Raw genomic sequence first — 25,514 nt, forward strand, 5'->3', positions numbered from 1 at the left:
CTTCTGAAAAGCACCTAAAGACAAAGCCGCCTTCTGAATTGGTCAGAAGGCGGCTTTTATACTATTGTTTTTTTTATTTAAACTGAACTGGAAGCTGAACAGAGGTCTTGTCCCAGCCAATAACCAGGGCTGCGCCATCTGTCTGAGGAACAAAGGTAATGGAAAAAGCTTCAATCACGTTTTCAAGCGTTTTTACAGGAACTTCCACCCGCAGTACATCTTTATTTTCGTTGTAGCTATAAGCACCCCACCTGTCGGTCTGGGCATTAAGGATCAACGTCCAGCTCTCTTTATTTGGAATGGCAAATAAACTGTAAGTCCCTGCCGCAATTTCCTTTTTACCAATCACAACTGGTTTGAAAAAACGGATTTCGGTATTTTCATTGGCTCCCAAGCGGTAAATTTTCCCAAAGGGTTCCAATACACCAAATATTTCACGTCCTTTTTTCGACGGCCTGGAATAGACCACCTTTATAACCGGACTGCTGTTTTCGCCAGCTTTCACTTTTGCAGCATTCAGTGGATAATAGACAATATCGGCCGGGCTGCCATCAAGTGGAGGGAATTTAACCTCCTGTGCTTTTGCTCCAAAAGCGAACAAAGCCATCAGTAAAATCAGGTTTCTGGTTTTCATATTTTTTAGTATTTACGCCCCTTTACAATTCCGTTCAGGAAAATTGCAGCGAAAATAAATCCTATGATACCGCCCAATAAGGAATAACCAAAACTACCAGAAACAATTGCGCCGGTCAGAATTCCAAAAAACAGGCCTAAAACGTAATAAACCCAATCAAAACTTGTCTTATTTTCTTCTTTAATCATCTTAATAAATTCTTATGGCTCAAAGGTATTGAATTATTTTAAAATTGGAAGTTAGAAATCCCGGGCAATTCATTTATCCGTACAAAGCGATAGCCTTTTTTCTGCAGCTGATCGAGCAGCGGAGCAATCCTGGGATAAAATTTATCTATGCGTCTGGCGTCTGTTCCAATATGCAGAAGCAGAATAAAACCATTCAATCCATTTGGGCTGTCTTGTTCCCGGTCCAGTATAGAGGTATAAATCTCCTGGCTTCCAACTTCTTTTTTTCCTGGCTCGGTCCAGGTATAATCGGCATTTGAGCGGGTACCTGGCGTATAATTGACTAAAACTAGTCCTTCTTGTTTTGTCCAGTCCGCAATCTGCCCATTGTACCATTCAAAAGGGGGCAGGAAAAACCTGGCCTGTTCTTTTCTAATGCCGTGTTTTGCCATGGCCCTATAGTTTTGATTCAAGTCTGCAAGAAAGCGGTTCTGATCCAGCAGCAAACTGTCCCTGTTTTTCCAGTCACAATACAGCAAATGCTGATCAGAATGTGGTCCAAGATAGTGTCCGTCTTTTCTCAGTTTTCCGATCAGGTTCCTGAATTCAGGGCGGTCATAAAAGCGACCGGTTAGAAAAAAAGAAGCTTTGACCCTCCTTTTTTCTAACGTGTTCAGAATTTGAATGCCCCCATCAGCGTACTGGTCCCCGGTAAAGACCAAGGCAATTTTTTTCTCTTTTGTATCTCCCCTGATCAAAGCGCCATGGTCTTTCTGCACTTCAGAAACCCGTGCTTTTCGGTGGTCAAAAGAAGCCAGAAGATAAACCAGCGAAGCCGTTCCATCCATCGTGGGTTCATTGCTGCTGTAATCTCCAAAATCGTCATGGTATACCACCAGGTCGGATTGAAAATCCGCGTATTCATCTGGATGGTAGAGCTTAATCCCAATAAGGTTTTTGTATAAGCTTCCATACACCGGGCCATCGACCAAGCCGCCGTTTACCGGATAGTTGTACAGGTGCGTAAAAGCAGAATGCGGGTCTTTGGGCGTATTTCCCCATTCCGGCAAGCCAACGACCATACTTGTCCCCCATGGATTACAACCAAACAACCAGTCAAAATTGGATTGGGCCAGCTCCTCATAAGTCTGGTCCCCGGTCAGTTTTTGATACAATGAAGCCTGAATGGTAAAAGAAACGGTCAGGTTATTGGAGCACCAGATAAAGGGGATGCCCCTGTAAAAAGCATTCTCCTTTGCTTTATTCCATACCTTTTCCAGGCCTTTGCGGTAATAAACTGTTGTTTTTTCATAGCCTTTTTTACTTAACTCATAATGCCCAAAATTGTGAAAAGGATACCATTGATAATGTCTTGCCGTATCGGCTCCCATCCAGGGCGTCACGGGTTCCTGGTCCGCATAATTTTCTGCCGCCTGCAGGTATTTTTTCGCTCCGCTTAAATCATAGAGCTGCGCAGCGGCGAGCTCCATATCATCAGTCCAGTTGTCTTCTTCATAAAAATAAGGCGCGCGGTTAGGTGCTGTTTGCTGTGTTCCTGGTTTTGCCAGGCCAAAAGCATAAGCAGATTTTGCTTTTTCGGCCAGGAGGACTGCATATGGCATATCATATGCCTGGTAGAGTTTGCTGCCCAGGGCAAAAGCACTGCTGAATTTTCCGGCAACAGATGCCGCGCCTGTTGCCCTGTTTTTATATTTCCCCAGACCTTGAGGCAAGCCATTGGCGAAATAAACCGGACGTTCTTTACCTTTCCCATAGTCAACACTATCTTTTGTCGGTAAACGGAGTCCCTTATGGTCCCGGTCATCTGCAATCTGGTTAAAGAGCCAATTTTTTCTGGGGTGCATTTTCAACAGCCATTTTAAACCCCAGTCGGCTTCATCAAGAACATCAGCCTTTCCATTTTTACCTTCCAGACCATTGTCACTATAATGGTCCTCAAAAACCTCCGGAAAATCACGATAAGCGGCCAGTAAATGATACACTGCATTTGCAGAGGTTGTGGCGTACTGCAGGTAATCTGAAGCATCATGCCAGCCTCCGCTGACATCGATATGTGTACTGTCAGGCATAGGACCATATAGGGTATATCCGTCTCCCGTATGACAACTGTCTTTTAAATAAGGATTATACCCGCTTCTTTGTTGTCTCATGTATTTTAAGGCAAAATCTGCAGTATGACGGTAAACGTCTTCATTAATGATCAGTTCCGGTGAATAAATGTCCCCCACTCTGATCCGGTATCGGCCCGGTGTCTTAAATTCTGTAAAATTAAGCCTGCAGGAAGAAACAAAAGGGCCATATTTCCCAAAATTTTTAATTCTAGTAGAACGGTACACCACCTTACCTCCTCGCTGCTCCACCAGCTCGAAATGATCCGGCAAGTGAGTTTCTTTACTGACCCAAACCGCTACTTTAGATGCATCAGGTTGGTACCCCATCAAATTTATTCTGATCCAGCTATTTATGGCCTGTGATTTGGGGGAAGAAATTTGAAAAGCGCAGAACAGGGTCCCAATCATCAGGATTGGAAAACAAAGGCATACAAATTTTTTCATAAGTTATAATTTGTCTTTAATGGTTACCGGGCAGGATCTCCTCCTTTTAGTTGAGCAGGAATTCCGGCTTAAAGAATTTTCATCAAAATAAGGTTATGGTTAGCAAGTTAAAAATACAAAAGCTTGTCAGAATTTAGTCAATTATCTTAAAAACCTGAAATACTTAATAAACTAATCAATCGATTGATTAGTTTTGTGCTCTTGTAAATCAAATGGAAAAAATAGATAAAAGGACCAGCATCTTGACTGCAGCAGAAAAACTATTTGCTGAACAGGGTTTTGAAGGCACGTCCACCCGCCAGATTGCAAAAGAAGCAAAGGCCAATATGGCCATGATCAATTATTATTTTGGCTCCAAAGATGGCGTCTTTATGGAGGTCATGACCAACAGCATGAAGGAATTTAACCTGCAGCTGGTGAGTATCAATGAAGACAAAATATCTTATTTTGAAAAGCTGACCCGGGTGATTGACCACTACGCACAAAGGATCATGAACAATATTCCTTTTCACCGGATGATCCATCATGAATTCTCTCTGAACAAAAGACCCGACATGTGCAACAAAATCCGGGAATCTTTTGCCATCAACATGAACATTATTGAAGGCATTATTAATGAAGGGATCAAAGAAGGAAGTTTCAGATCTGTAGATGTGAGGATGTTGATTGCGACCGTTATGGGAACCATTAGTAATGTTGCAGTATTCCCTTCCAAAATAACGTCCGGTTCAAAACTAGACATAAACATTCCGCAGGATCACAAAATCATCACCGACAGACTCGTTATACATTTAAAGGACCTTATAAAAACGTATTTAACACCCCAAAAATGATACACAACACAATCAAATTAAGCGGCCTGGTTTTGCTGTTTCCAGGCTTGCTCTACGCTCAGAATACAAAGAAACTCAGCTTACAGGAAGCCGTTCGGCTTGGCATAGAAAACAGCAAAAACCTAAAACTCTCGCAAAATAAGATTGATGAAGCCAATGCACAGCTCAATGTGGTCAAAGACAACAAGCTGCCTACAGCCAAGGCCTCTTTCATGTACAACCATGCCGAAATTCCAACCAACAAATTATCTATTGGTGGCGCAAATCCCATTAATCTGCCAAAACGCGCCGACGCCTTTATCGGAACTGCGGCTGTGGAAGAGCTCGTGTATGGCGGCGGAAAATTAAGATATGCCGAAGAGTCTACCCGTCTGCTGACACAAGTTGCCCTTCTGGACGCGGATAAAAATAAAGATGAGGTTAGTTATGCCGTAATTAACACTTACTATTCGCTCTTTAAGGTCATGCAGAGTAAAAAGGTCATTGCTCAGAATCTGGAATCCATTGCCAGTCAGCTGAAACAGGCCCAGCGTTTTTTTGAACAGGGGGTCGTTACAAAAAATGACGTCTTGCGTTTCCAATTGCAGCAAGCCAATATCTCTTTAACCGATCTGGAAGCGGAAAGCAACCGTAAAATCATCAATTATGACCTGGACATACTGCTAGGCCTGCCCGAAAATACGGAAATTGAAATCACTGAACCAGACAATGGCTCCAAAAGCATACAGCCCGTTACAGCCTATATTGACATGGCGCTTTCCAACAGACAGGAACTGAGGGAACTGGATATCCAGAATAAAGTAGCAGATGTAAATTTAAAATCCATTAAAGCCAATACCCTTCCTACATTGGGCGTGGCTGCAAATGCTTATTATATTAACCCAAGCGGAAGCTTTATTCCGGGTACAAATGAATTCATCTTTCCAATGACCCTGGGGGCCAACCTTTCCTGGAATTTTGGCTCCCTATGGACCAATAAAAATAAAGTAAGCCAGTCTAAAGTTCAGCAAAAAGGAATTGTGATTCAGAAAGACATCCTTTCGGACCAGGTCAAAACAGAGATCAATGCCAACTACCAGAGATACCTTTTGGCACTGGACAAAATCAAAGTCTTACAAACTTCCATAGAACAGGCTACAGAAAATGACAAATTACTGGCCTCCAAATACAAAAACAATGTGGCTTCTGCGATTGACAGGATTGATGCAGAGACCCTTTTGTACCAAAGTAAAATTAACCTCGAACTGGCTAAAGCAGATGCCGGTCTCGCCTATTATACCTTATTAAAATCAACAGGAAAAATTTCTCAACAATAACACCAACAGCGATGACAACTGAAGTAAAAAAGAAAAATAAAATTGTACCGATCATTTTAGGGGTACTTGTAATTATAGGTGCCGTTTTTGGGACCACAGAATATATTTATTACAGCAAACACGTAGATACCGATGATGCGCAGATTGATGGGGACATCAGTCCTGTGGTTTCCCGTGTAGGAGGCTATGTGAATGAGATCCTGTTTGAAGAAAATACCCGAGTAACGCAGGGACAGGTCCTGGTGAAACTGGATGACAGCGATTTCAAGGTAAAACTCGAGCAGGCACAGGCCGGGCAAAAAGGGGCAAGCGCAGGTGTAAACGTTTCTGAATCTGAAATTGCCGCTACCGCAGCCAACACCAGCACAGCAAGATCAAACATTGAATCTGCCAGAGTTAAATTAAACCTCGCACAGAAGGATTATGATCGTTACGCCAACCTGGTAAAAGATGGCTCTATTACCCAACAGCAGTTTGATCAGGCCAAAGCCCAGAAGGAAACTGCTCAGGCCGCCTTTACTGCTGCAAATGACCAATACAATGCGGCTGTTAAACAGGTTGGAACAACCAAGTCACAGCTTGCCGTGAGTAGCACCGGTGTCACCCAGCGCCAAAGCGATGTAGATTTTGCCAAGCTACAATTGTCCTATACAGAAATTAAGGCTCCTGCAACGGGGATTGTTTCCAAAAAGAATGTACAAAAAGGCCAGCTGGTTCAGGCCGGTCAGTCTTTATTTTCTATTGTAAACGAAAACAGCCTGTATGTAACGGCTAATTTTAAAGAGACACAATTGGAAAATGTACGTGCAGGGTTAAAGGTTAAAATTGATGTGGATGCCTATCCAAATGAAGATATCGAAGGTGTGGTTTATAATTTCTCTCCGATTACCGGCGCAAAGGGTTCCTTACTGCCTCCTGATAATGCAACCGGAAACTTCGTAAAAGTGGTACAGCGTATTCCTGTGAAAATTAAAATAACAAAAGCTTCAAAAGCCATGATGGATAAAATCCGTCCTGGAATGAGCGTCAAAGTATCTGTTTCTATAAAAGACTAAAAAATGGCCGAACAGGGTTTAAAAAAGTGGATTATTACCTTTACCGTGATCACAGCTTCCTTGCTGGAGCTGATTGATACCACGATTGTAAACGTAGCATTACCACAGATACAAGGTAACCTGGGTGCAACTCTTGAGGATGTGGCCTGGTTATCTACTGGTTACGCCGTTGCGAACGTGATTGTCCTTCCCATGTCAGGGTGGTTGGGCAGCCGCTTCGGCCGGAAAAATTATTTTTTAACCTCCATTATTCTTTTTACCATCGCTTCTTTCCTTTGCGGAAATGCAACTTCTTTGGGAGAACTGGTTTTATTCAGAATTATACAGGGTATAGCTGGCGGTGGCCTGATCTCCACCGCCCAGGCCATATTAATTGAAACCTGGCCCCGTGAAGATATCGGTATTGCAACAGCCTTGTTTGGCCTTGGTGCGGTCGTCGGGCCGACCGTTGGACCAACCATAGGAGGATACATACTGGACATCAGCTCCTGGCCATGGATTTTTTATGTAAACATTCCTGTCGGGATCCTCGCCGCCTACTGTACCTATACCTATATTCGAAAGACGCCCAAAGATGGGCAGGGACTCCCTGTGGACTGGTGGGGTATTGCCTTACTGGCCATTGCGGTGGGCAGCCTTCAAACGGTTTTAGAAAAAGGAGAAAGTGAAGACTGGTTTGCCACACCATACATTACGGTATTGGCTGTGACCTCCGTTTTCGGCCTCTTGCTGTTCATCTGGAGGGAAATGTCAACGGACCATCCAATCGTAAATTTCAAAATCATGAGGCACCGGAGTTTCTCCATTGGGATGTTTACCTCCTTTATTCTCGGTTTTGGTTTATATGGTTCGGTGTTTGTCTTTCCGGTATTCTGTCAGAACCTGCTGGGTTTCTCTCCATTGCAAACCGGGGAACTTCTGTTTCCGGGCGGACTTTGCACCATTGTAATGATGCCGTTTATCGGGATGTTCCTTAAAAAAGGGATTCCGGCGCAGTTTATGGCCTCCATGGGTATGTTTTTGTTTTTTGTGTTTTGCAGCATGCTAAGCAAATCAACCCTTTCCTCGGGGACCGGAGACTTTTTCCTGCCCCTGGTGATCCGGGGTATCGGGATGGCCCTGCTTTTTGTCCCGCTGACCACTTTAGCCATACAGGATTTGAAAGGTGCAGAAGTTGGCCAGGGATCTGGTTTAAACAATATGATGAGACAGCTTGGTGGATCTTTCGGAATTGCGGCCCTTACGACCCTGATCCATACACGTCAGGGTTTCCACCGGAGCAATCTTTTGTCTAACATCAATGACTATAACCCTGCATTTACCACCAGGTTTAATGCTTACATCAACAACTTCCTTGCAAAAGGATACAATTTGATCGATGCAAAATCCATGGCAGCCAAAGCGATTGATGGTACAGTGACCAAACAGGCCTTATTGTTAACCTATAGTGATGCGTATTGGGTTGTGGGATTGATCCTGCTTTGCTCTATTCCCCTTGTCTTTTTACAAAAGTTCAAAAAGAATGTCGACATCCCTGCTGATGTGCATTAAAATAGAAAAGCCGTTAAGAGATCTTAACGGCTTTTCTATTCCAAAAAAATAACAATTAACTGCCGGCTGAGCGCTAACCCACTCATAATTAAGCCGACACATGCTTTTTAAAAGATTTGATTAACCTTTAACAAAAGCAAGTTAGGATTTTTTTCTTTTTTTTTTAACCAAATAATATTCTGTTTTATAGCGCCTATGTTAATCATTTTTGCTAGATTAAGCTCGAAAAAAATAGCCTTTAATCATGATACAGAAACAGAAAGCTACCGGACAAAAAGAAGCCATCTTCAATAACGAAGTCGTTTCCAGGTTCGAACTGTATAATAGCTTATTCCTAACCCTTCCATTTTACAAAGTTAAGGACACGGGCACCTTACTGCCCTTGTTCATTAAGCATTGTGAGGAGGGTGTAAAAGCAAAGCAGGCATCCAGAGAGATCATACCTGCCTTCTTTAACAAATACGCACAAAACAATAGCGAAAAGGATATTATGGATCTTTTGTTCCGCTTTATCCAGTATATAGAACGCCAGGTGGTCCTGTTCGACGCCGTAGAAGATGCCTCCTTTCAAAAGCTCAACACCATGGACGACCAGAGCTCCTTGCATTCTTACCTTTCCAAAGGGGTAGACAATGAGGTACTGAGCCACAAAATTGAACAGCTGATCCAGGATTTTTCCCTGCGACTGGTTCTAACGGCACACCCGACCCAGTTTTATCCCGGGGCGGTTTTGTCCATCATCACCGACCTGACTGCAGCCATTAAACGGAACGATATTCTGACCATTAATGAACTGCTGCAGCAATTAGGAAAAACACCTTTTTTCAATAAAAAATCACCAACTCCTGTAGATGAGGCTTTAAGCCTGGCCTGGTATCTGGAAAATGTATTCTATTTTGCTGCAGCCCAGATCCAGGCCGAAGTGGATCAGAGTCTCCAAGAGTTCCAGATGGAATCCAGAAAAGTTATTGAACTTGGCTTCTGGCCTGGTGGTGACCGCGACGGCAATCCAAATGTACACGCCGACAATACCATACAGGTTGCAAAAATGTTGCGGCAAATTTTATTTCGTTGTTATTACCGGGATTTCAGAAACCTGAAAAGACGAATCACTTTCAGGGGAGTCGAGGATACCATCTCCATGGTCCATGATGTATTGTACAAAAATGCATTTGACAGCAATAGCCCTTATCAAGATATCTCAACAGTACTGCTGGACAACCTGCAAAAAATTAAGGACACTTTACTTGAGGACCACGACGGGCTTTTTGTAAATCTGGTCGATGACCTGATCAGAAAAGTAAAGCTTTATGGCAATTATTTTGCGTCCCTGGACATCCGGCAGGACAGCAGGGTACTGAGAAGGGTCCATGCCTTCTGCCGTCAGAATAAGCCCGTGAAAGCATTTTTTCCTGAAAACTATGACGAACTCGGTGAAAAAGAAAAAATTGCCCTGCTGACCTTTAAAAGCGCAAAAATCAACTACGATAGCCCTCCTGAGGAGTTGTTACAGGACACCCTTCAGACCATTTCTGAAATCAGGGAGATCCAAAGCAGCAACGGTGAACTGGCCTGCCACCGTTTCATCATTAGCAATTGCCAGCAGGCCAGTGACATCCTGCAGCTTCTGGAACTTTTTCTCTGGAATGGCTGGGAAGAACAAGACCTGAAGATGGATTTTGTGCCTTTGTTTGAAACTGTAAATGACCTGGAAGACGCCTCAGAAATTATGGAAACGCTTTATTCCCATCCTTTTTACCGCAAACACCTGGAAAGAAGGGGAAATAAACAGGACATTATGCTTGGTTTTTCAGACAGCACCAAAGATGGTGGATATTTAATGGCCAACTGGTCTATTTTTAATGCCAAAGTCGCCTTGACCAAAAAAGCCGATGAGCACAACATCAGACTGGCCTTTTTTGATGGCAGAGGTGGCCCTCCGGCCAGGGGTGGCGGTAAAACCCATCGTTTTTATGCCTCTATGGGCAGGGAAATTGCCAATAAAAACATCCAGCTGACCATACAGGGACAAACCATCAGTTCCCAGTATGGGTCCATTGACAGTGCTGAATTTAATATTGCCCAGTTGATCAATGCCGGCATATCCTCAGGGATCCGCGAAAAACATAACGTGCTGCTGGACCCTGTACATAAAGACATTCTCGACGTTATGGCAGAAGACAGTTACCAGGCTTTTGTTGCCCTGCGCAACCACCCTTTATTTTTAAGTTACCTGGAGAAGTTTTCTCCTTTGACCCTCTTGTCAAAAATTAACATCAGCAGCCGCCCTGTAAAAAGAAATGCCGGGGGGCCATTAAAACTTGAAGATTTAAGGGCCATCAGTTTTGTAACGGCCTGGAGTCAGTTGAAACAAAGTATTCCCGGTTTTTATGGGGTTGGAACTGCCCTGGAAAATCAGGAAAAAAAGGGCAATTGGGCAAATCTTCAGCAAACCTATCACCAATCGGGTTATTTTAAAACCATTATAGACAATTGCATGATGTCCATGAGCAAATCCGATTTTTCCATTACGGCCCATTTTGCAAATGATGAGCAATTTGGTGCTTTCTGGAAAATACTCCACGATGAATTTGAGCGCTCTAAAGCCATGCTTTTAAAATTATCAGGACAGGAGTCCCTTATGGAAAATTATCCTGTTGAAAAGCGTTCTATTGCCGTCAGGGAGAAAATTGTATTGCCGCTGGTATTGATTCAGCATTATGCTTTAGGACACCTTTCACAGGAGAACCTTTCTGATCAGGAAAGACAGTCCTACGAAAAACTGGCCATCAGAACCGTTTACGGTATTGTAAATGCTGGCCGGAACCTGGCTTAAATCTTTCAAATCCATTAAAAAAGGCTTACCTGATGGTAAGCCTTTTTTAATGGACCTTATTGCGGGTCCGCCAATACGAAACCTGTTGCCGTTTTAAAAAACTTTAGGGGGACATAAGTGTATTTCCCGCTGTAAGCATAATAAGTAATGATATATGGGACCTGAGGATTTGCTACCGCATTCGGAAACCTGAGGTTTAGGGTATATACCAGGGCAGCCTGGATCTCTGCTGTTGTCCATTGCGTGCCATTGGTTGCACTGATGTTAAAACTTTTATATTGTGCCACGTTTGCCCTGTTGGTTGTAGTTCCAAAATTGTAGGTTACACTCGGCAGGTTCAGGTTGGTATAATCGGATGAAACCATGGTATAGTAAATGGTTGGGTCCGGGATCCAAATCCCGCCTTGTTTAAGAAAGGCCAGTGTTGTACTTGGGGACCAGTTTGTCCCGTCGTAGGTCAAGACATAAATTTTCTGGTGAGAAACCGTTGCCGACACATAATATTTATAGGTCACATATTTTACGTCACCAAGTTTCACCGTGAGCATTACTGCCGGGTCTGCCTTTAACGTCACATTAAGGGAGCTGGCCAGACTGCTCACATCAGCAGAAACAAAAGCATTGTTGATCCCTCTGCCCAGAACTGTATACTGGGCTGGTGACAAAAGGTAAATTTTCTGCCAGCCTGCAGACTGCAGCAAAAAGGCTTCTGTCACCAAAGTACCCGATGAAGGGGTGACCCCCGACTGGAAAAAGGCATAAGTTAGCAAAACTAGTTTATTGGCTGCTGTAATGGCCTGCGGGTATTTATATTCCAGAAAAGCCAGCACCTGCGCAGCACTGTAATTTTTATTATTGCCATTCCCAACGGCAGACGCACCATCGGTGTAATCACTTGCAGTAACAGTATACTGTACATTCGCAAAAGTACTGTCGGCCGGTTTCACTGTATTTGATTTGTAACTGTAAGTCACGTTTGCTTTGGTTCCGTTTGGCAGCTGTGGATACATTTTATTCAGCATTGCCGATATACCTGTATTTGCTGCATCGGTCGTTTCGTAACTCGAGGAGGAGCTTATGGTTAGAGTTCTAGCAGGTACAGGGTCAGGTGTAAGGTTATTAAGGGTATCTTTCATTGGGTTACAGGCAGCAAATGCCATTGCAACCAATACCATAGCGGTATATATATAATTTTTCATGATATAAGTTTTAAAAGTTAATTTTCAGACCAGTTGTCCAGGTTCTTCCAAAGCCATAAAAAACCGTCGATCCTGAAGCAGTACCTGTTCCATTGGCATCATAAGCATCTGCCACATATTTGGTATTAAACACATTGTTGACGTTTATGATAATCGAAGAATTCAAGTTCGCCAGCTTAAATTTAAGGACACCGTTCAGATTAAGCAATCCGTAATCTGGAATTTTCCAAGGCTTTGCCCCAGGTTTATTATAACTGTAAAAATTAAAATCAGCGCTGTAATTCGAGTAATAATAATAATCCGCACCTAATTTTAATTCTGGCAAGACCTGCAAGTCCAGGCCAAGAAAAGCCGTCGTCTGCGCCTGATTACCCACTTTTAAACCATTCAAATATAGCTTGGAAATGGTTGGTGGTTGTGCGGAACTTCCGGTTTGCGCGTTTACAGTGACGGGACCTATATCATTTAAGTATTTCCAGTCCCCAACCGAAAACGCCCCGTTTATACTTACTGATGCAACCGGCTTATACCTGAAATCAACCTCCACTCCCTGGTGAAGCTCATTTACCCCCGATAAGTTAAAGGTATAAACGCTTCCGTCCGGCGCCGTTTGATTCACAGCCCTTGCCCGGTCCTTATAGGTAGACCGGTACAGGTTGATGTTTGCGGTAAGGGTTTTACTTCTGTAGCCATAGCCCAGTTCATAGCTGAACAATTTTTCGTTCTTTGCATCGGGATTTATAAAGTTTTTATACTCCAGGAATGCATTGGTAAAAATGGGTGCTTTCTCGAGGTAACCCAAATTGGCAAAAACATTGTTGTGCTCATCCAGATTGTAGTTTGCACCACCCTTTGCCTGATAACCTAAAAAGTTTTTATATGGGGTTTCCCGGGCCGGGTCATCTGGTTTGTAATTAAAAAAGTCTATCCTTTTGTAGGAAGTATTGGAAGCGGCCAGGGAAACAAAAGCGGTAACGTTATCTTTCGCATATTCTACCTGTCCGGATACCCCTTCCCAAAGTACTTTACTGTTGTAATTGTACTCAAACTTATCATTCGTTTTCAAGATCGGATTGGGATTGTTGATGTCGCCCCGGTAAGTACTGGAACTGTTAATCCCCTGCCAGGGATAAGTCACATAATCTGCCCCTAAAAGATCGGTAATTTTAACATAATGGATGCCTTCGTAATACCTCAGGTCCACACCACCCGTAAAATTAAAATATTTACTGAATTTCCTGTTATAGGTACTCATTGCACCAAACCAGTTATGGTTGTTAACCGAAGCATACAGATAAGATCCTGCCGCTCCGTCTACACCGGACTTGTTTGCTTTAATGGCCGCATCCAGGTCATAAGGAGCGTAATCGTACAGACCAATCCTGGTTAAAGGAACGTTTCCAAGACTTGATCCACCACCACCGGTACCTCGTGAAGCGTATAGTACCGTGGACAAGCTGGAATTTTCGTCTATAGTCCAGTAATCGTTTAAGGAGATGATGGGCTTATTGAAGTAATTGTTTTTTACATTGACCACCTGTCCGTATTTTACACCCCAGTCGGGATTGAATTTGATTCCTTGTGGCGCACTTTCAAAAGCCTGTATGCTTTGCTTGCTTGATCTTTGTCCATGTGTCTGAGGTGCACCCATTCCGGTCAGGGAAATAGTATGATGGTCATTAAACATTTTTGAGACGTTAAAGAAGTAGTTATAGCCCGTAAACTGAAGCCCCTCCGCATACATATTTCCGGAAGTTCTGGAGCCCTGGGCCGAGAAAGACCAGCCTTTATCGCTCCTGCCGGTAGAAAGATAAACGGATGTTTTCAGGAAGCCATCATTGCCAATGGTTTGAGAAATGGAACCCCCTTTCTCGGTATCCGTGCTCCTGGTAATGATGTTGACGGTCCCTCCCAGAGAAGGAACAACCAGTTTGTTCGCACCAAGTCCCCTCTGTACCTGCATAGAAGAAGTAACCTCTCTTAAACTGGCCCAATTGGACCAGTACACAGATCCATTTTCCATATCGTTAATTGGGATCCCGTTCACCATAATGGCCAAACTAGCGGTACTAAAACCCCTGATACTGACCCTGGAATCACCAAAACCACCTCCCTGTTTGGTCGCCTGCACACCAGGGGTAGAGTTGAGCAGCTCCGGGAACTCCTGGCTGCTTCCCTTCTCTTCAATTTGTAAAGCATTGACCGTAGAAACCGCAACGGGCGTTTTCCTGTCTATGGCAATATTGGATCCAAGGATCGCAACCTCAGACATTAGGTTCGCATTAGGCGTAATTTTGACAGCTCCAAGATTTACCTGCCCCTCCTTCAGGACTATTTCCCTGGGATTGTATCCTATAAAAGAGACCACCAAAATGTTTAACCCGTCTAGTTTCTTCAGGCTGAAACTTCCATCAAGGGAGGCAGATGTAAAATTTTTTGTTCCTTTAAAGCCTATAGAGGCCCCTGGAAGTGATTCATTCGTTAGAGAATCTACAATCTTGCCTGTAATTTTTTGCTGCGCAAAAATACTTAACGCAAAAAACTGCAGGAGCAGTGTAATTTTAATTCGTAAAGATTTGTTCATTTTCTTTTTTGTAAGTTATAATTCATTTATTAGAAATAATCAGCCACAATAAACAAAAGTAATTTACCAAAAGTATACAATTAAATAATTTATATTAAGAAATTATTAACGTTTTAAATGAAATCAAATGAGTAATTAAACTTTGTGTAAATATTTTTATTACAAGAAGTCTCTGACAACAAAAAAGCCGCCTTTCAAGCATATGAAAGGCGGCTTTTTTTGGATTAAGGTGGATTCCCGACTAGTAGAGAATTTTCCCTGTTGAAGTTACAATAGATGCAATCCTTACGGCATCAAAAATTCGTTCCTCTGTTGCACCCAGGCCCAGAATTGATTTTTCGTGGGCATTAACACACATTTCACATCCGTTTACTGCTGAAACGGCAATACTCATCAATTCAAAAAACTCTTTCCCGGTCACAGGGCTACTCATCAATTGCATGCGGACCCGCGCAGGGATCTGGGTATATTTTTCTTTTCCTGTAAAGTGACGGAACCGGTAGAAAACGTTGTTTAAAGCCAATAAAGAGGCACAGCCTACAGCTTCTGCAATTTCTTCTGCACTGGCCTCCTTAGAAAGGGCCTGTTTCTCGAAAAATGATGTTAAAACTTTATTGTTGTTATTTACCGCAATACTTAAAGCCAGCAAAGCACATTCTTTCTCATTCAAATGTGCAGAAGTAAATGTACTGCTGAAATTCAGTTTCAAATCACGTACATATCTTGAATTACCTTTTTCCAACAGGGAAAGGCTATCGTTTCTATAGCTTGCTTCCAGTCCAACTGTGGCCAGTAATTCCTGGATGGTTTCTGTTATTTCGCTCATTTTAATTGATTTTAAGGATAAAAAAAATCCCTGCAAATCATGCATTTACAGGGATTTTTCATCATAAATTATTTAACCTACTGCAAATTAAACAGTTAAGGTTTCCTGACCTTTTTCCCAGTTGCATGGGCAAAGTTCATCAGTTTGTAAAGCATCCAGTACACGGATTACCTCTTTTACATTACGGCCTACGCTCAAATCGTTTACACACACCCAACGCACAATACCCTGAGGATCAATGATAAAAGTTGCACGGTAAGCAATTTTTTCATTTGGCTCCAGAATATCTAAAGCTTCAGCAAGTGACTTAGAAGTATCGGCAAGCATTGGGAATTTTAATCCGCGTAAATCATCGTGATTGTTTCTCCATGCCAGGTGAACAAACTCTGAATCTGTAGAAGCACCGATTAATTTAGTATCACGGTCACGAAATTCACTGAAATTGTTATTGAATTCAGCAATTTCAGTAGGGCAAACAAAAGTAAAATCTTTTGGCCACCAGAATAGACAGGTCCACTCGTTGTTATCGTTGATTAAAGAATCAGAGGTAATTGTTTCGAACTCTTTACCTTTCTCTAAACTTACTACGGCTGTTTTTGAAAATGATGGGAATTGTTGACCTATGTTTATCATAATTTTATGTTTTTTTCTTGCGGCAAAGGTACAGCTATCTCTTTTGATTCACAAGGTTAAAGCCCCTTTTAGCCATACTATCTGTCGATAGCACTATAGATAAAACTGATAGGTCTATTCTCCTTTCATTTTCTATTTACTTGACTTCAGCGTACTTTCAAAAAGCTTAAAAATCCGTTTGTATTCATCTGTCCAACTGGACGGTTCTTTAAATCCATGATCTTCAACAGGGTATACCGCAAGCTCCCAATTGTCTTTTCCAAGCTCAATAAAACGCTGGCTTAACCGTACAATATCCTGGAACTGGACATTTTCATCAACAACCCCATGGCACATCAGTAAATTACCTTTTAATCCTGCTGCAAAATTGATGGGAGAACTTTGTTGATAAGCCTTTGGATCATTAAATGGCTCATTAAGAATATTGGCGGTATAGCCGTGATTGTAATGCGCCCAGTCTGTCACAGACCTTAATGCTCCTCCACTTTTAAAGGCCTCTGGCTGGGTTAATAAGGCCATCAACGTAATGAAACCACCATAAGAGCCACCGTAAAGGCCTACATTCTGAGGGTTCACGTGGTATTTTTCCACCAGGTATTTCACACCGTCTACTTGATCGGTAAGGTCTTTTCCGCCCATATGTCTATAAATTCCAGTCCGGTGGTTACGGCCATAGCCAGAACTTGCCGTATAATCAATATCTATTACCGTATAACCATTATCGGCCAGCAGGTTATTGAACATATACTCCCTGGAATACTGGCTCCACCAATAATGAACATTTTGAAGATAACCGGCACCATGGACAAAAACAACGGCCGGACGGCTGGGGTGAGGATTTGTGGCCGGATAAACCCGCGCATACACGTCGGCACCATAGCGGTTTTTGAAAGAGATCAATTCCGGCTGGCGCCATTTATAGGCTTTAAATTCTTCAGAAACGGAGTTGGTGATCTGTATCGCTTTTGCTCCTGTTTTGTTTTCCTGGATATAAAGCTCCCAGGGCTTATCCATATAAGAATAATTAATGGCCAACCATTTTTCATCAGGAGAAAGGGTGACCTCATTTCCCCCTTTCATAGAAGTAATTTGCTGCACAGCCCCTCCATTCACATCCATTTTATAAAAATGGGTAATTCCCGGATGCTCTTTATTTGCTGTAAAATAAAAAGTTTTTTTGTCTGCAGACAATTGAAGGCTTTGCACTTCCCAATTGCCTGAAGTCAATTGTTTTTTTGCGCCGTTACTTAAATCGGCAAGATAGATGTGGGAATAACCACTGGCCTCACTTTGATAATATATCCGGTTTTTGTCTAACCACTTCACATTATAAGCCCCAATTCCCGGCCCTCCAATCCAGGCCTCATCCCTTTGCCTGTCTACCAGGGACAAGCCTCCACTGGAGGGGTCTAATTTAAGTATCCAGAGATCTTTATTATCTAATGCCCTGGCCACTAAAACAGCTAAACTGCCATCTTCGTTCCAAAAAGGCCCAGAAAGGTTCACTTTCCGGTCTTCATTTTTCTTTTTTCTGGCCTCAAGTTGCTCGGGATAGTCCTTCAGGTAATCTGGAAGATCCTTAATACCTGGAATCTGTGCCTCATTTATGCGGTAAACGGTATCCTTTTGCAAATCATAAATCCAGCTGCGGGAGCTGAAAGGTTCTTCCCCGACTTTTGTCCGTCCCGGGATATCTTCAGTATAGCCACTTCGGGTGACATAGGTCGGGACAATCGTTTTTTGCGAGTTCCCCGGGCTGCTCAATTTGTAACTGATAAAATGCTCATCAGGACTAATTACGACATTGCTCAAAAACTGTTCATCAAGATAAATGGCTCGTGGATTCTTCCCATTTGAATTTTGTCCCAGCCTCCTTCCCCCTCTTTCTGCTTCTTTATTCCCTTTAAAAACGTCAAAAAGAGAGGTTTGTTCATTTTTTAACCACTCATCCTGTGCAGACAATTTCTTTTTTAAAGCGGGTGATTTACCATTCACAAAATTGCTCAGCTGAATCAGTTGGTTTGTTTTCAGGTTTAGTTTAAAGAGGTTGTTGCTTTTCTGGAAAACCAGGTCTCCATTATGGAGAAACCTTGGATTGCTTTCCATTTCCATTGTCTGTGTTAAACGCTGCTGCTTCTTTGTTTTGGCGTTGTATAAATACAAGTCCCCGCCTTTTTCCAGCACCCCCATGGAACGGTCCTGGTTATAAATATAATTTGGTGCAAAATACTTTTCTGCTGTGCTGTCTGCTTCTTCTTCAATTTTCCTGGAGGAGAGATTAACTTTGTATTGCCGGGATTTTTCAAGTCCTTTGGGGTTCCACTGAAAATAAACCGTTTTGCCATCTTCAGACCACCGGTAATCTGAAGGGGATACGCCAATCCATTTCTGGTCGCGCATAATTTTTTCTACAGTCAACTTTTGCGTTTCCTGAGCGACTGAAGATCCTGCCGCGCAGATCATCAGAAAAAACAAGTAATTTTTCTTCATATAGTTTGCTTGTGAATGCAAGTTATATAAAAAAAATTTTTACCTCACAATGCTTCCTGTATCATCTATGTTAACATCAAATGGCTGCAGATAATCCTGAAGCAATACCGCCATTTCTCTTCGGGACAATAGATGCTGAAGATCATATTCCGAACTAAATTTATATCCTTTTTTCCATTTTTTTTCTATTTCCCGGATTAAGCTGCTTACCGATTTGTTCCCCACATAACAAATCATGTCAATCGTATTTTCCAGATTCACCGGGCGCTTAGAATGGTCTTCAAACCAAATTTGTGCTTTGTAATACAGATCTTTCAGGGGTTGCCGGATCTGGTCAAAGCTCAAGGTATCGTTGGGATGGAAAAGCAGGCCCTGAGTGCTGATTTTCCCCTGAAAAACGCCGGATAAAGCAACCTGTTGTATGGCTTGCCAGTTTGGGTCTTCAGGAGAAATATCTGAAAAGGGTACCAGAGCAGATTTATAATTGAGCAGCTCTCCCTGAATATATTTTAACCGCGATTTGCTGGTTTTAGTTTTAAAAAACACGCTGTAAGCGGCTATGGCTCCCGCAGCTTGTCCGGCCGGCATAACATCACCTAGTTCCTGGACATCCACATAATTTTCCTCTTCAGGAACCAGTAGATGGGCCAGTGTTATAAATTTCAGTTCTTCTGCTTGTTTTTTAGACTCCAAACCAGAGGCAATGCTGGTTCGGTAGAGGTTGTTTTCATAACCCCAGGATAATAATCCGGAATTGTCTCTTTTCTTCAGTCCATTTAAGGGCTGTCCTGAAGCATTGATCAATACTTTTGCCTTGATCGTTTTCCCGTCAGGAAGTTTAACTTCCCAGTTTTTTCCAGACCTAAGGAGCTTTTGAAAAGTCTCATAGTGTACATTCAGATTTTTCGTGCTGTCGCCCCACTTCTTTAGCATAGCCTCCATGCTTAGCCCTTGGTCCTTTTTTCCAGCGTCTGGTTTTAATTTTGAAAAAAATTCGGCTTCTGCACCAGAATAAAATGAACGTTTCGCAATCTGCAGATGAAACCCTCCTTTACCCGCCAAGGCGATTACGCTTACACTGGAATGTGCGGCCTGTCCTGCAGCTGCCCAGGCTGCATTTCCATTTCCTAGAACAAGAACATCCGTTTTTATGGTTTGTGCATTGGCCGTACTGTAACCTGCTATTGCAAGCGCGAAAATCCATGTTTGTCTCCTAAGGGTAGCTTTCATAAGCAAATTTGTTAAGGAAAGATTTTACTTCCTCTATTCACAAAAATCTAAAAAACCAGCAGAATTTTACGCTTTTTAACAAATCATAACATCTAGCCAATCCGTATAGAAGTCATCGTCAGCGAGCCCCCAACAGCTTTATCATTAAATAAAAGGACTTCCTCTGTTCCCTTTTTAAGTCCGAGGGTATACAGTAAAGGCAGGTAATGTTCCGGTGTAGGTATAGCCAGCATGGCTTCTTTACCCAATGTCTGATAAGCAATTAAAGACTGATGATCATCATGCAGGATCAGGCTTTTGAACTTATCATTTATGTCCAGCGCCCAATCATAGCCCCCGCCTCCAATCATTTCCCAACTCATCATTCGAAGGTTATGGACCATATTTCCGCTGCCTAAAATTAAAACCCCTTTTTTTCTTAGCGCATAAAGTTCTGCCGCCAGTTCGTAATGGTATCTCGCCTGTTTAGTATAGTCCATACTCAGCTGAAGGACTGGAATCCTGGCATCCGGGTACATATGACGGACAACAGTCCAGGCTCCATGGTCCAGGCCCCAATCGTGATCAAGCCCTATTTCTGTACCTTTAACTATTGCTGCAACGTCAACCGCCAGCTTTGGATCTCCAGGGGCCGGATATTCTACATCAAACAAGGCTTGGGGAAAACCTCCAAAATCGTGTATGGTGGGTGGAAAATCCATTGCGGTAATAAGAGTCCCTCTGGTAAACCAGTGTGCTGAAATCACCAATACGGCCTTAGGCTGAGGGATATTTTTAGCCATTTCAGCCCATTTCAGACTAAATTCATTATCTTCTATCCCGTTCATCGGCGAACCGTGACCAATAAAAAGCACAGGCATGAGTCTTTCCTGTTCTGGGAGTGTATCTGCAATCCTTTTTAAATCAGATAAATTTGCCATCTTTTCCTTCTTTACTTACAAAAATAGAGCTAAAAGCCGCTAAGACTGTTGATCTGTGGTAAGAAAATCTATTTTTTAAACTTTGAAAACATCGCCAGTATCCGGCCTTCCATATTTTTCCATTATTTTAGCATTAAATATTTTTCAAATGAAATACTTCTTTTCCTTGTTTCTTTCTTTTTTTGCAATAACCGTGGTCGCGAAAAAGCCTCATTATCAATACGTCAAACTGCAAACAGACCAGGGAGAATGCATCATCAGACTTTATAATGAAACTCCCTTACACCGGGATAATTTTGCAAAACTTACCAAAGAAGGCTTTTTCAATGGAACTCTTTTTCATCGCGTTATCAAAAATTTCATGATCCAGGGCGGTGACCCGGATTCAAAAAATGCAGAAGCGGGTAAACTGCTTGGAGAAGGTGGCCCTGGCTATACCATTCCAGCTGAGTTTCGGGACAGCCTCTTTCATAAAAAGGGGGTTCTTGCCGCTGCCAGGGACAATAATCCTCAAAAAGAGTCTAGCGGAAGTCAGTTTTATCTGGTTCAGGGAAAAAAATTTACAGATGAACAACTGGATATATTGGAACGGGACAGGCTTAAATTCAAGCTCCCCCTATGGCAAAGGGAAGTATATAAAAGTATTGGAGGAGCCCCTCATCTGGATAGGAATTATACCGTTTACGGAGAGGTGGTTAGAGGGATTGATCTCATTGATAAAATTGCCGAAATGAACACAGACAGCAATAACAGGCCACTAACAGATGTAAAAATGACCATCACGCTTCTTAAAAAAAGAGAGGCCAAAAAGCTGGAAAAAACACTTGAAAAGGAACAAAAAGCTCAACCTTCGGTGTAAGTCAAAACAAAACAAGCCATAAAATTATTATACAATATAAGACCGATATCAATGAAAATCATCTCTTACAATATTAACGGAATTCGTGCCGCTGCCACTAAAAATTTCCTGGAATGGTTAAAAGAAGTTAACCCCGATATGGTTTGCCTTCAGGAAGTCAAAGCGCTACCATCTCAAATTCCCGATATTATTGCCGTAATTGAGCAATTGGGGTATCATCACTATTGGTTCGCTGCAGAGAAAAAAGGCTACAGTGGAGTGGCCATTTTCAGTAAAGTTAAGCCGAATCATGTGGAGTACGGTTGTGGCGAAGAGTGGATCGACAAAGAAGGCCGTATTTTAAGGGCTGATTTTGACAGTTTCTCCTTGATGAGTGTCTATTTGCCTTCCGGCTCAAGCGGAGAGGACAGACAGGCTAAAAAATATGAATTCATGCGTTTCTTTGACGGCTATACAGAAGCCTTAAGAAAAACACATCCAAACCTCATCATTTCCGGGGATTACAACATTTGCCATACAGCAATGGACATTCATAATCCAAAATCGAATGCCAATTCTTCAGGCTTTTTGCCCGAGGAACGCCAGTGGATGGAACTTTTCCTCAACAATGGTTTTATAGACACCTTCAGACATTTTAATAAAGATCCTCATCATTATACCTGGTGGAGCTTCAGGGCAAATTCCAGGGCAAAAAATCTGGGTTGGCGAATCGATTACCACCTGGCTACAAAACCTATGCTGGAACGCCTGAAAGCAGTTCAGATTTTACCAGATGCCGTTCACTCTGACCACTGCCCTGTTTTATTGGAATTAAACGTTTAAATGAAATTTTATGGAAGGATTAAAACTATATGCCCCTTCGGACATACAGGCACTCACCAACCGCCGGGAGGGGGAAACCAAACTGGGAGAAAAGGTACAGACTATTTCTGACCTGGGCGCCCTTAAGGAATGCAAAGCCCCTTTTGTTGTTCTTGGTATTCCAGAGGATATTGGGGTAAGGGCAAATTATGGTATCGGGGGAACATCTAGCGCCTGGCAGGCTGCCTTGAAAGCGCTATTGAACGTACAGAGTAACTCCTTCTTAAACGGTGCCGAAATTCTTATCCTGGGCCACTTTCAATTTAAAGAGCCAAAAGACAGCAGCCCGGATGGCTTAAGCAGGAAAGTAGAAGAAATTGATGAATTTGTATACCCGGTCATCAGCCAGATCATTGAGGCCGGCAAAGTTCCTGTTGTGATCGGAGGCGGGCACAATAACGCCTACCCAATTATTAAAGGAGTTTCCCTTGCCATAGGAAGCAAAATTGATGTAGTCAATATTGATGCCCATGGCGATCTGCGGGAAACCAAGGGCAGACACAGTGGCAACGGCTTTAGTTATGCGATTAAAGATGGCTTTCTAAAAAACTATGGCATTTTTGGATTGCATGAAAATTACAATAACAGCCACGTGCTCACCCTGATCAAAGAGTGCGATGAAATCAATTGCATTTATTTTGACGAACTGATCAAATCCAAAGACCGGACGGTTTTATTACATAGCTTTGTTCATCCTTTTGATTATCATCTGGGATTGGAAATAGATCTGGACAGTATTGAAAATGTACTTTCAAGTGCCTCGAGTCCTTCAGGATTTACCTTGAACGACATGCGCAGGTTGGTGCTGAACAGTAAGAAAAAATTTTATTACCTGCACCTTTGCGAAGGCGCAGTAGAACTTGCCGACGGCAGGAAAGATCCTCTGACTGCAAAAACGATTGTTTATCTACTGACCGATTTTATTAAAGCTCAGCTGAATTTGTAAATTTTTTCCGGGGTAATACAATAATTCATTTTGACATCCTGGTCATTGACATCGGTTATTTCGTCCAGCGCCTCGAAAAAGGATAATCCTATTTTTTTGATGTTTTCACCCGCTAAAAAGCGATCATAAAAACCTTTACCATAGCCTACCCGGTAGCCTCTAAGGTCAAAAGCCAGCAAAGGCACCAGTACCATATCTACCTCTCCTGTGTAAGGTTCCGCTAACTTGGGTTCTGGTATGCCGTAAGCATTCAGCTCAAGTTCCTGCGCGCCCATGTAAACGTAATTTGTCATCAAAGAGGTGGCGAAGTCCGCACGGGGCACAATAAGCTTTACATCGGGCTGGTTTTGCTTCATCCAGTCTATAAAAAGAAAGGTATTGGGCTCATTTTTTTGAATGATTGGCAAAAAGAGGTGCAAAACCTTTACTCCGGAAAAATCCAACCTGGTGAAACGGTCCAGCATAAGCTTGCTGGCTGCAATAATTTCTGCCTCGGATAAAGAATTTCTTTGTTTAGAGGCCTCCCTCCGAGCTTCAGCTTTTGTCATAAAACAAAGATAATCTACACAATTCAGGATTTAAAACCCCTGTAAAAAAAGATGGCTTCGGGAACCACTCCGAAGCCACAATCAACCTAAACCTAAAACTAAACTATGAAAATTCTTATTTTACTCTTTCTATATAGTCACCTGTACGTGTATCAATCTTCACTTTATCTCCCTGATTGATAAACATTGGCACTTTTATCTCTACTCCTGTTTCTACTGTTGCGTATTTTAGTGCATTTGTAGAAGTATCCCCTTTTACAGCGGGCTCAGAATAGGTTATTTCCAATTCAACATGCGAAGGTGTCTGTGCCATAATGGGTTCATCACTTTCAAATGCAATGATCACATTCATTCCTTCTTTTAAAAACCGAACACTTTTACCAAACAACATTTTTGGTATATTAAATTGTTCGTAGGTATTGTTGTCCATAACCACCAGTGCATCACCATCTTCATACAGATACTGATAGTCGCTGGTCTCTACGCGACAAATTTCCACCTCTTCATCTACACGAAATCTGTATTCTACCAGTTTTCCAGACTTCACATTTCTCATTCTGGCCTGATAAAAAGCCCTGAGGTTACCAGGGGTACGGTGAAGAAATTCTTCTACCTGTACCAATTCCCCGTTAAAACGAAGGATATTTCCACTTTTTACGTCTGATGCTTTTGCCATTTTTTCTTTGAAATTATGCCTGTTACCAGGGCCGATTTCGTGCCGCAAAGGTAAAGACTATTTATTAATTATACAATAGTAATTTTAAATTTTATTTTTTATCCTCTTTTTACTCCTCTTTCGTGACATTAGCATTAGAAAACAGGGTTCATTTACATGGTTTTATAATCACTTATCTGTATAAAGTGATCACAAAAAGAATACTCTATTTCCTGATTTGAGCCAATCAGCAACAACCTGTCTTTCCCAAAATCCTCTATCAATTCATGATACCAGTCTATTCCTTGCACATCCAGATTAGAGGTCGGTTCGTCCAGTAAAAGCAAAGGAGAATCTGAGCAACATGCCAGAGCTAGCCTGGTTCTTTGTTTCATCCCTGACGAAAAATATTTCAGGGCTTTATCCTGCGCCTTGTGCAAGCCAAGCCTCTCTAAAAGGCTTTCCTGGTCCATCCCCTTTACAAAGCGCTTAAATTTAAAATGAAATGAAATCGTTTCCTGGAGACTAAATTCTTCAATTAAATCAAGATAAGGGGCCGCAAAACTAATGTAGTTATAAATCTTTTCTACCGGAATTTTCTGCTCCTGTTGATAGTCAATCACTCCTTCAGAAGGTGATAAACTTCCCATTAATATATTCAGTAACGTCGACTTTCCAGAACCATTTGGCCCCAAAACAGCATATTTTCCGCTTTGTTTAAACTGATAACTAAAATCACGGAATATCCATTCCTGGTTAAAACGACGTCCGACATGCTGTGCATCAATGATCATT

21 protein-coding genes are annotated in these 25,514 nt (G+C 42.3%); 8 read left to right on the plus strand and 13 right to left on the minus strand.

Annotated features, from left to right (window positions below; genetic code table 11):
- Positions 1–73: 73 nt before the first annotated feature.
- The 3 genes from B0O44_RS06185 to B0O44_RS06195 are packed head-to-tail and all read right to left on the minus strand — an operon-like array spanning position 74 to position 3,377.
- Positions 74–634, minus strand: a complete 561-nt coding sequence (locus tag B0O44_RS06185) for a DUF2911 domain-containing protein (protein ID WP_110828217.1) — start codon at positions 632–634, stop codon at positions 74–76.
- Positions 635–639: 5 nt separating this feature from the next.
- Entirely contained in the window at positions 640–822 is a 183-nt protein-coding gene (locus tag B0O44_RS06190) for a hypothetical protein (protein WP_110828220.1), read from the minus strand.
- 38 nt (positions 823–860) lie between these two features.
- A complete protein-coding gene (locus B0O44_RS06195; RefSeq protein WP_211321325.1) occupies positions 861–3,377 on the minus strand; it encodes a glycoside hydrolase family 9 protein in 2,517 nt (838 codons plus the stop codon).
- 212 nt (positions 3,378–3,589) lie between these two features.
- On the opposite strand from B0O44_RS06195, the gene B0O44_RS06200 reads away from it, so the two are divergent.
- The 5 genes from B0O44_RS06200 to B0O44_RS06220 all read left to right on the plus strand — a co-directional run bounded on the left by B0O44_RS06200 (position 3,590) and on the right by B0O44_RS06220 (position 10,968).
- Positions 3,590–4,210 (plus strand): TetR/AcrR family transcriptional regulator, encoded by a 621-nt coding sequence (locus tag B0O44_RS06200; protein WP_110828225.1) that lies wholly within the window; start codon positions 3,590–3,592, stop codon positions 4,208–4,210.
- A complete protein-coding gene (locus tag B0O44_RS06205) occupies positions 4,207–5,526 on the plus strand; it encodes a TolC family protein (protein ID WP_110828228.1) in 1,320 nt (439 codons plus the stop codon). Before B0O44_RS06200 ends, B0O44_RS06205 begins: the two co-directional genes overlap by 4 nt.
- Before the next feature lie 11 nt (positions 5,527–5,537).
- On the plus strand, positions 5,538–6,581 hold the full coding sequence (locus B0O44_RS06210) for an HlyD family secretion protein (RefSeq protein ID WP_110828230.1): 1,044 nt from the start codon (positions 5,538–5,540) through the stop codon (positions 6,579–6,581).
- Positions 6,582–6,584: 3 nt separating this feature from the next.
- A complete protein-coding gene (locus B0O44_RS06215; protein WP_110828232.1) occupies positions 6,585–8,132 on the plus strand; it encodes a DHA2 family efflux MFS transporter permease subunit in 1,548 nt (515 codons plus the stop codon).
- Between the two features lie 244 nt (positions 8,133–8,376).
- Positions 8,377–10,968, plus strand: a complete 2,592-nt coding sequence (locus B0O44_RS06220; protein ID WP_110828234.1) for a phosphoenolpyruvate carboxylase — start codon at positions 8,377–8,379, stop codon at positions 10,966–10,968.
- Positions 10,969–11,024: 56 nt separating this feature from the next.
- Here B0O44_RS06220 and B0O44_RS06225 read toward each other — a convergent pair whose 3' ends face one another.
- From B0O44_RS06225 to ygiD, 7 genes are all read right to left on the minus strand, one after another.
- On the minus strand, positions 11,025–12,167 hold the full coding sequence (locus B0O44_RS06225) for a hypothetical protein (protein WP_110828236.1): 1,143 nt from the start codon (positions 12,165–12,167) through the stop codon (positions 11,025–11,027).
- Between the two features lie 10 nt (positions 12,168–12,177).
- Positions 12,178–14,751 carry a TonB-dependent receptor gene (locus B0O44_RS06230; protein ID WP_110828238.1) on the minus strand — a complete coding sequence of 858 codons (2,574 nt, stop codon included), beginning with the start codon at positions 14,749–14,751 and terminating at the stop codon, positions 12,178–12,180.
- 241 nt (positions 14,752–14,992) lie between these two features.
- Positions 14,993–15,577 (minus strand): carboxymuconolactone decarboxylase family protein, encoded by a 585-nt coding sequence (locus B0O44_RS06235; RefSeq protein ID WP_110829164.1) that lies wholly within the window; start codon positions 15,575–15,577, stop codon positions 14,993–14,995.
- A gap of 87 nt (positions 15,578–15,664) precedes the next feature.
- Entirely contained in the window at positions 15,665–16,210 is a 546-nt protein-coding gene (locus B0O44_RS06240) for a peroxiredoxin (RefSeq protein ID WP_110828239.1), read from the minus strand.
- A 132-nt stretch (positions 16,211–16,342) separates the two neighbouring features.
- A complete protein-coding gene (locus B0O44_RS06245; RefSeq protein ID WP_110828241.1) occupies positions 16,343–18,700 on the minus strand; it encodes a S9 family peptidase in 2,358 nt (785 codons plus the stop codon).
- Positions 18,701–18,739: 39 nt separating this feature from the next.
- Positions 18,740–19,930, minus strand: a complete 1,191-nt coding sequence (locus tag B0O44_RS06250; RefSeq protein ID WP_110828243.1) for a hypothetical protein — start codon at positions 19,928–19,930, stop codon at positions 18,740–18,742.
- Between the two features lie 92 nt (positions 19,931–20,022).
- On the minus strand, positions 20,023–20,850 hold the full coding sequence (ygiD, locus tag B0O44_RS06255; protein ID WP_110828245.1) for a 4,5-DOPA-extradiol-dioxygenase: 828 nt from the start codon (positions 20,848–20,850) through the stop codon (positions 20,023–20,025).
- Between the two features lie 148 nt (positions 20,851–20,998).
- Between ygiD and B0O44_RS06260 the strand changes: the two genes are divergently transcribed.
- The 3 genes from B0O44_RS06260 to B0O44_RS06270 are packed head-to-tail and all read left to right on the plus strand — an operon-like array spanning position 20,999 to position 23,516.
- Positions 20,999–21,709, plus strand: a complete 711-nt coding sequence (locus tag B0O44_RS06260) for a peptidylprolyl isomerase (protein ID WP_110829165.1) — start codon at positions 20,999–21,001, stop codon at positions 21,707–21,709.
- Positions 21,710–21,760: 51 nt separating this feature from the next.
- A complete protein-coding gene (locus tag B0O44_RS06265) occupies positions 21,761–22,531 on the plus strand; it encodes an exodeoxyribonuclease III (RefSeq protein WP_110828247.1) in 771 nt (256 codons plus the stop codon).
- A 10-nt stretch (positions 22,532–22,541) separates the two neighbouring features.
- Positions 22,542–23,516 (plus strand): formimidoylglutamase, encoded by a 975-nt coding sequence (locus tag B0O44_RS06270; protein ID WP_110828249.1) that lies wholly within the window; start codon positions 22,542–22,544, stop codon positions 23,514–23,516.
- Here B0O44_RS06270 and B0O44_RS06275 read toward each other — a convergent pair.
- From B0O44_RS06275 to B0O44_RS06285, 3 genes are all read right to left on the minus strand, one after another.
- The gene (locus tag B0O44_RS06275) at positions 23,501–24,064 is read right to left on the minus strand and encodes a 5-formyltetrahydrofolate cyclo-ligase (protein WP_110828251.1); all 564 of its coding nucleotides are present in this window, start codon (positions 24,062–24,064) and stop codon (positions 23,501–23,503) included. The genes B0O44_RS06270 and B0O44_RS06275 overlap by 16 nt on opposite strands.
- 115 nt (positions 24,065–24,179) lie before the next feature.
- Complete coding sequence (efp, locus tag B0O44_RS06280) at positions 24,180–24,740, minus strand: elongation factor P (RefSeq protein ID WP_110829167.1); 561 nt, start codon at positions 24,738–24,740, stop codon at positions 24,180–24,182.
- 152 nt (positions 24,741–24,892) lie between these two features.
- The gene (locus B0O44_RS06285) at positions 24,893–25,513 is read right to left on the minus strand and encodes an ABC transporter ATP-binding protein (RefSeq protein ID WP_110828254.1); all 621 of its coding nucleotides are present in this window, start codon (positions 25,511–25,513) and stop codon (positions 24,893–24,895) included.
- Between the last annotated feature and the right edge of the window lies 1 nt (position 25,514).

The sequence above is a fragment of the Pedobacter nutrimenti genome (assembly GCF_003208655.1).
Lineage (GTDB): Bacteria > Bacteroidota > Bacteroidia > Sphingobacteriales > Sphingobacteriaceae > Pedobacter > Pedobacter nutrimenti.

Coding starts and splice junctions, on each gene's coding strand:
- B0O44_RS06185 (WP_110828217.1), bottom strand. CDS start 634: ATGAAAACCAGAAACCTGATTTTACTGATGGCTTTGTTCGCTTTTGGA.
- B0O44_RS06190 (WP_110828220.1), bottom strand. CDS start 822: ATGATTAAAGAAGAAAATAAGACAAGTTTTGATTGGGTTTATTACGTT.
- B0O44_RS06195 (WP_211321325.1), bottom strand. CDS start 3,377: ATGAAAAAATTTGTATGCCTTTGTTTTCCAATCCTGATGATTGGGACC.
- B0O44_RS06200 (WP_110828225.1), top strand. CDS start 3,590: ATGGAAAAAATAGATAAAAGGACCAGCATCTTGACTGCAGCAGAAAAA.
- B0O44_RS06205 (WP_110828228.1), top strand. CDS start 4,207: ATGATACACAACACAATCAAATTAAGCGGCCTGGTTTTGCTGTTTCCA.
- B0O44_RS06210 (WP_110828230.1), top strand. CDS start 5,538: ATGACAACTGAAGTAAAAAAGAAAAATAAAATTGTACCGATCATTTTA.
- B0O44_RS06215 (WP_110828232.1), top strand. CDS start 6,585: ATGGCCGAACAGGGTTTAAAAAAGTGGATTATTACCTTTACCGTGATC.
- B0O44_RS06220 (WP_110828234.1), top strand. CDS start 8,377: ATGATACAGAAACAGAAAGCTACCGGACAAAAAGAAGCCATCTTCAAT.
- B0O44_RS06225 (WP_110828236.1), bottom strand. CDS start 12,167: ATGAAAAATTATATATATACCGCTATGGTATTGGTTGCAATGGCATTT.
- B0O44_RS06230 (WP_110828238.1), bottom strand. CDS start 14,751: ATGAACAAATCTTTACGAATTAAAATTACACTGCTCCTGCAGTTTTTT.
- B0O44_RS06235 (WP_110829164.1), bottom strand. CDS start 15,577: ATGAGCGAAATAACAGAAACCATCCAGGAATTACTGGCCACAGTTGGA.
- B0O44_RS06240 (WP_110828239.1), bottom strand. CDS start 16,210: ATGATAAACATAGGTCAACAATTCCCATCATTTTCAAAAACAGCCGTA.
- B0O44_RS06245 (WP_110828241.1), bottom strand. CDS start 18,700: ATGAAGAAAAATTACTTGTTTTTTCTGATGATCTGCGCGGCAGGATCT.
- B0O44_RS06250 (WP_110828243.1), bottom strand. CDS start 19,930: ATGAAAGCTACCCTTAGGAGACAAACATGGATTTTCGCGCTTGCAATA.
- ygiD (WP_110828245.1), bottom strand. CDS start 20,850: ATGGCAAATTTATCTGATTTAAAAAGGATTGCAGATACACTCCCAGAA.
- B0O44_RS06260 (WP_110829165.1), top strand. CDS start 20,999: ATGAAATACTTCTTTTCCTTGTTTCTTTCTTTTTTTGCAATAACCGTG.
- B0O44_RS06265 (WP_110828247.1), top strand. CDS start 21,761: ATGAAAATCATCTCTTACAATATTAACGGAATTCGTGCCGCTGCCACT.
- B0O44_RS06270 (WP_110828249.1), top strand. CDS start 22,542: ATGGAAGGATTAAAACTATATGCCCCTTCGGACATACAGGCACTCACC.
- B0O44_RS06275 (WP_110828251.1), bottom strand. CDS start 24,064: ATGACAAAAGCTGAAGCTCGGAGGGAGGCCTCTAAACAAAGAAATTCT.
- efp (WP_110829167.1), bottom strand. CDS start 24,740: ATGGCAAAAGCATCAGACGTAAAAAGTGGAAATATCCTTCGTTTTAAC.
- B0O44_RS06285 (WP_110828254.1), bottom strand. CDS start 25,513: ATGATCATTGATGCACAGCATGTCGGACGTCGTTTTAACCAGGAATGG.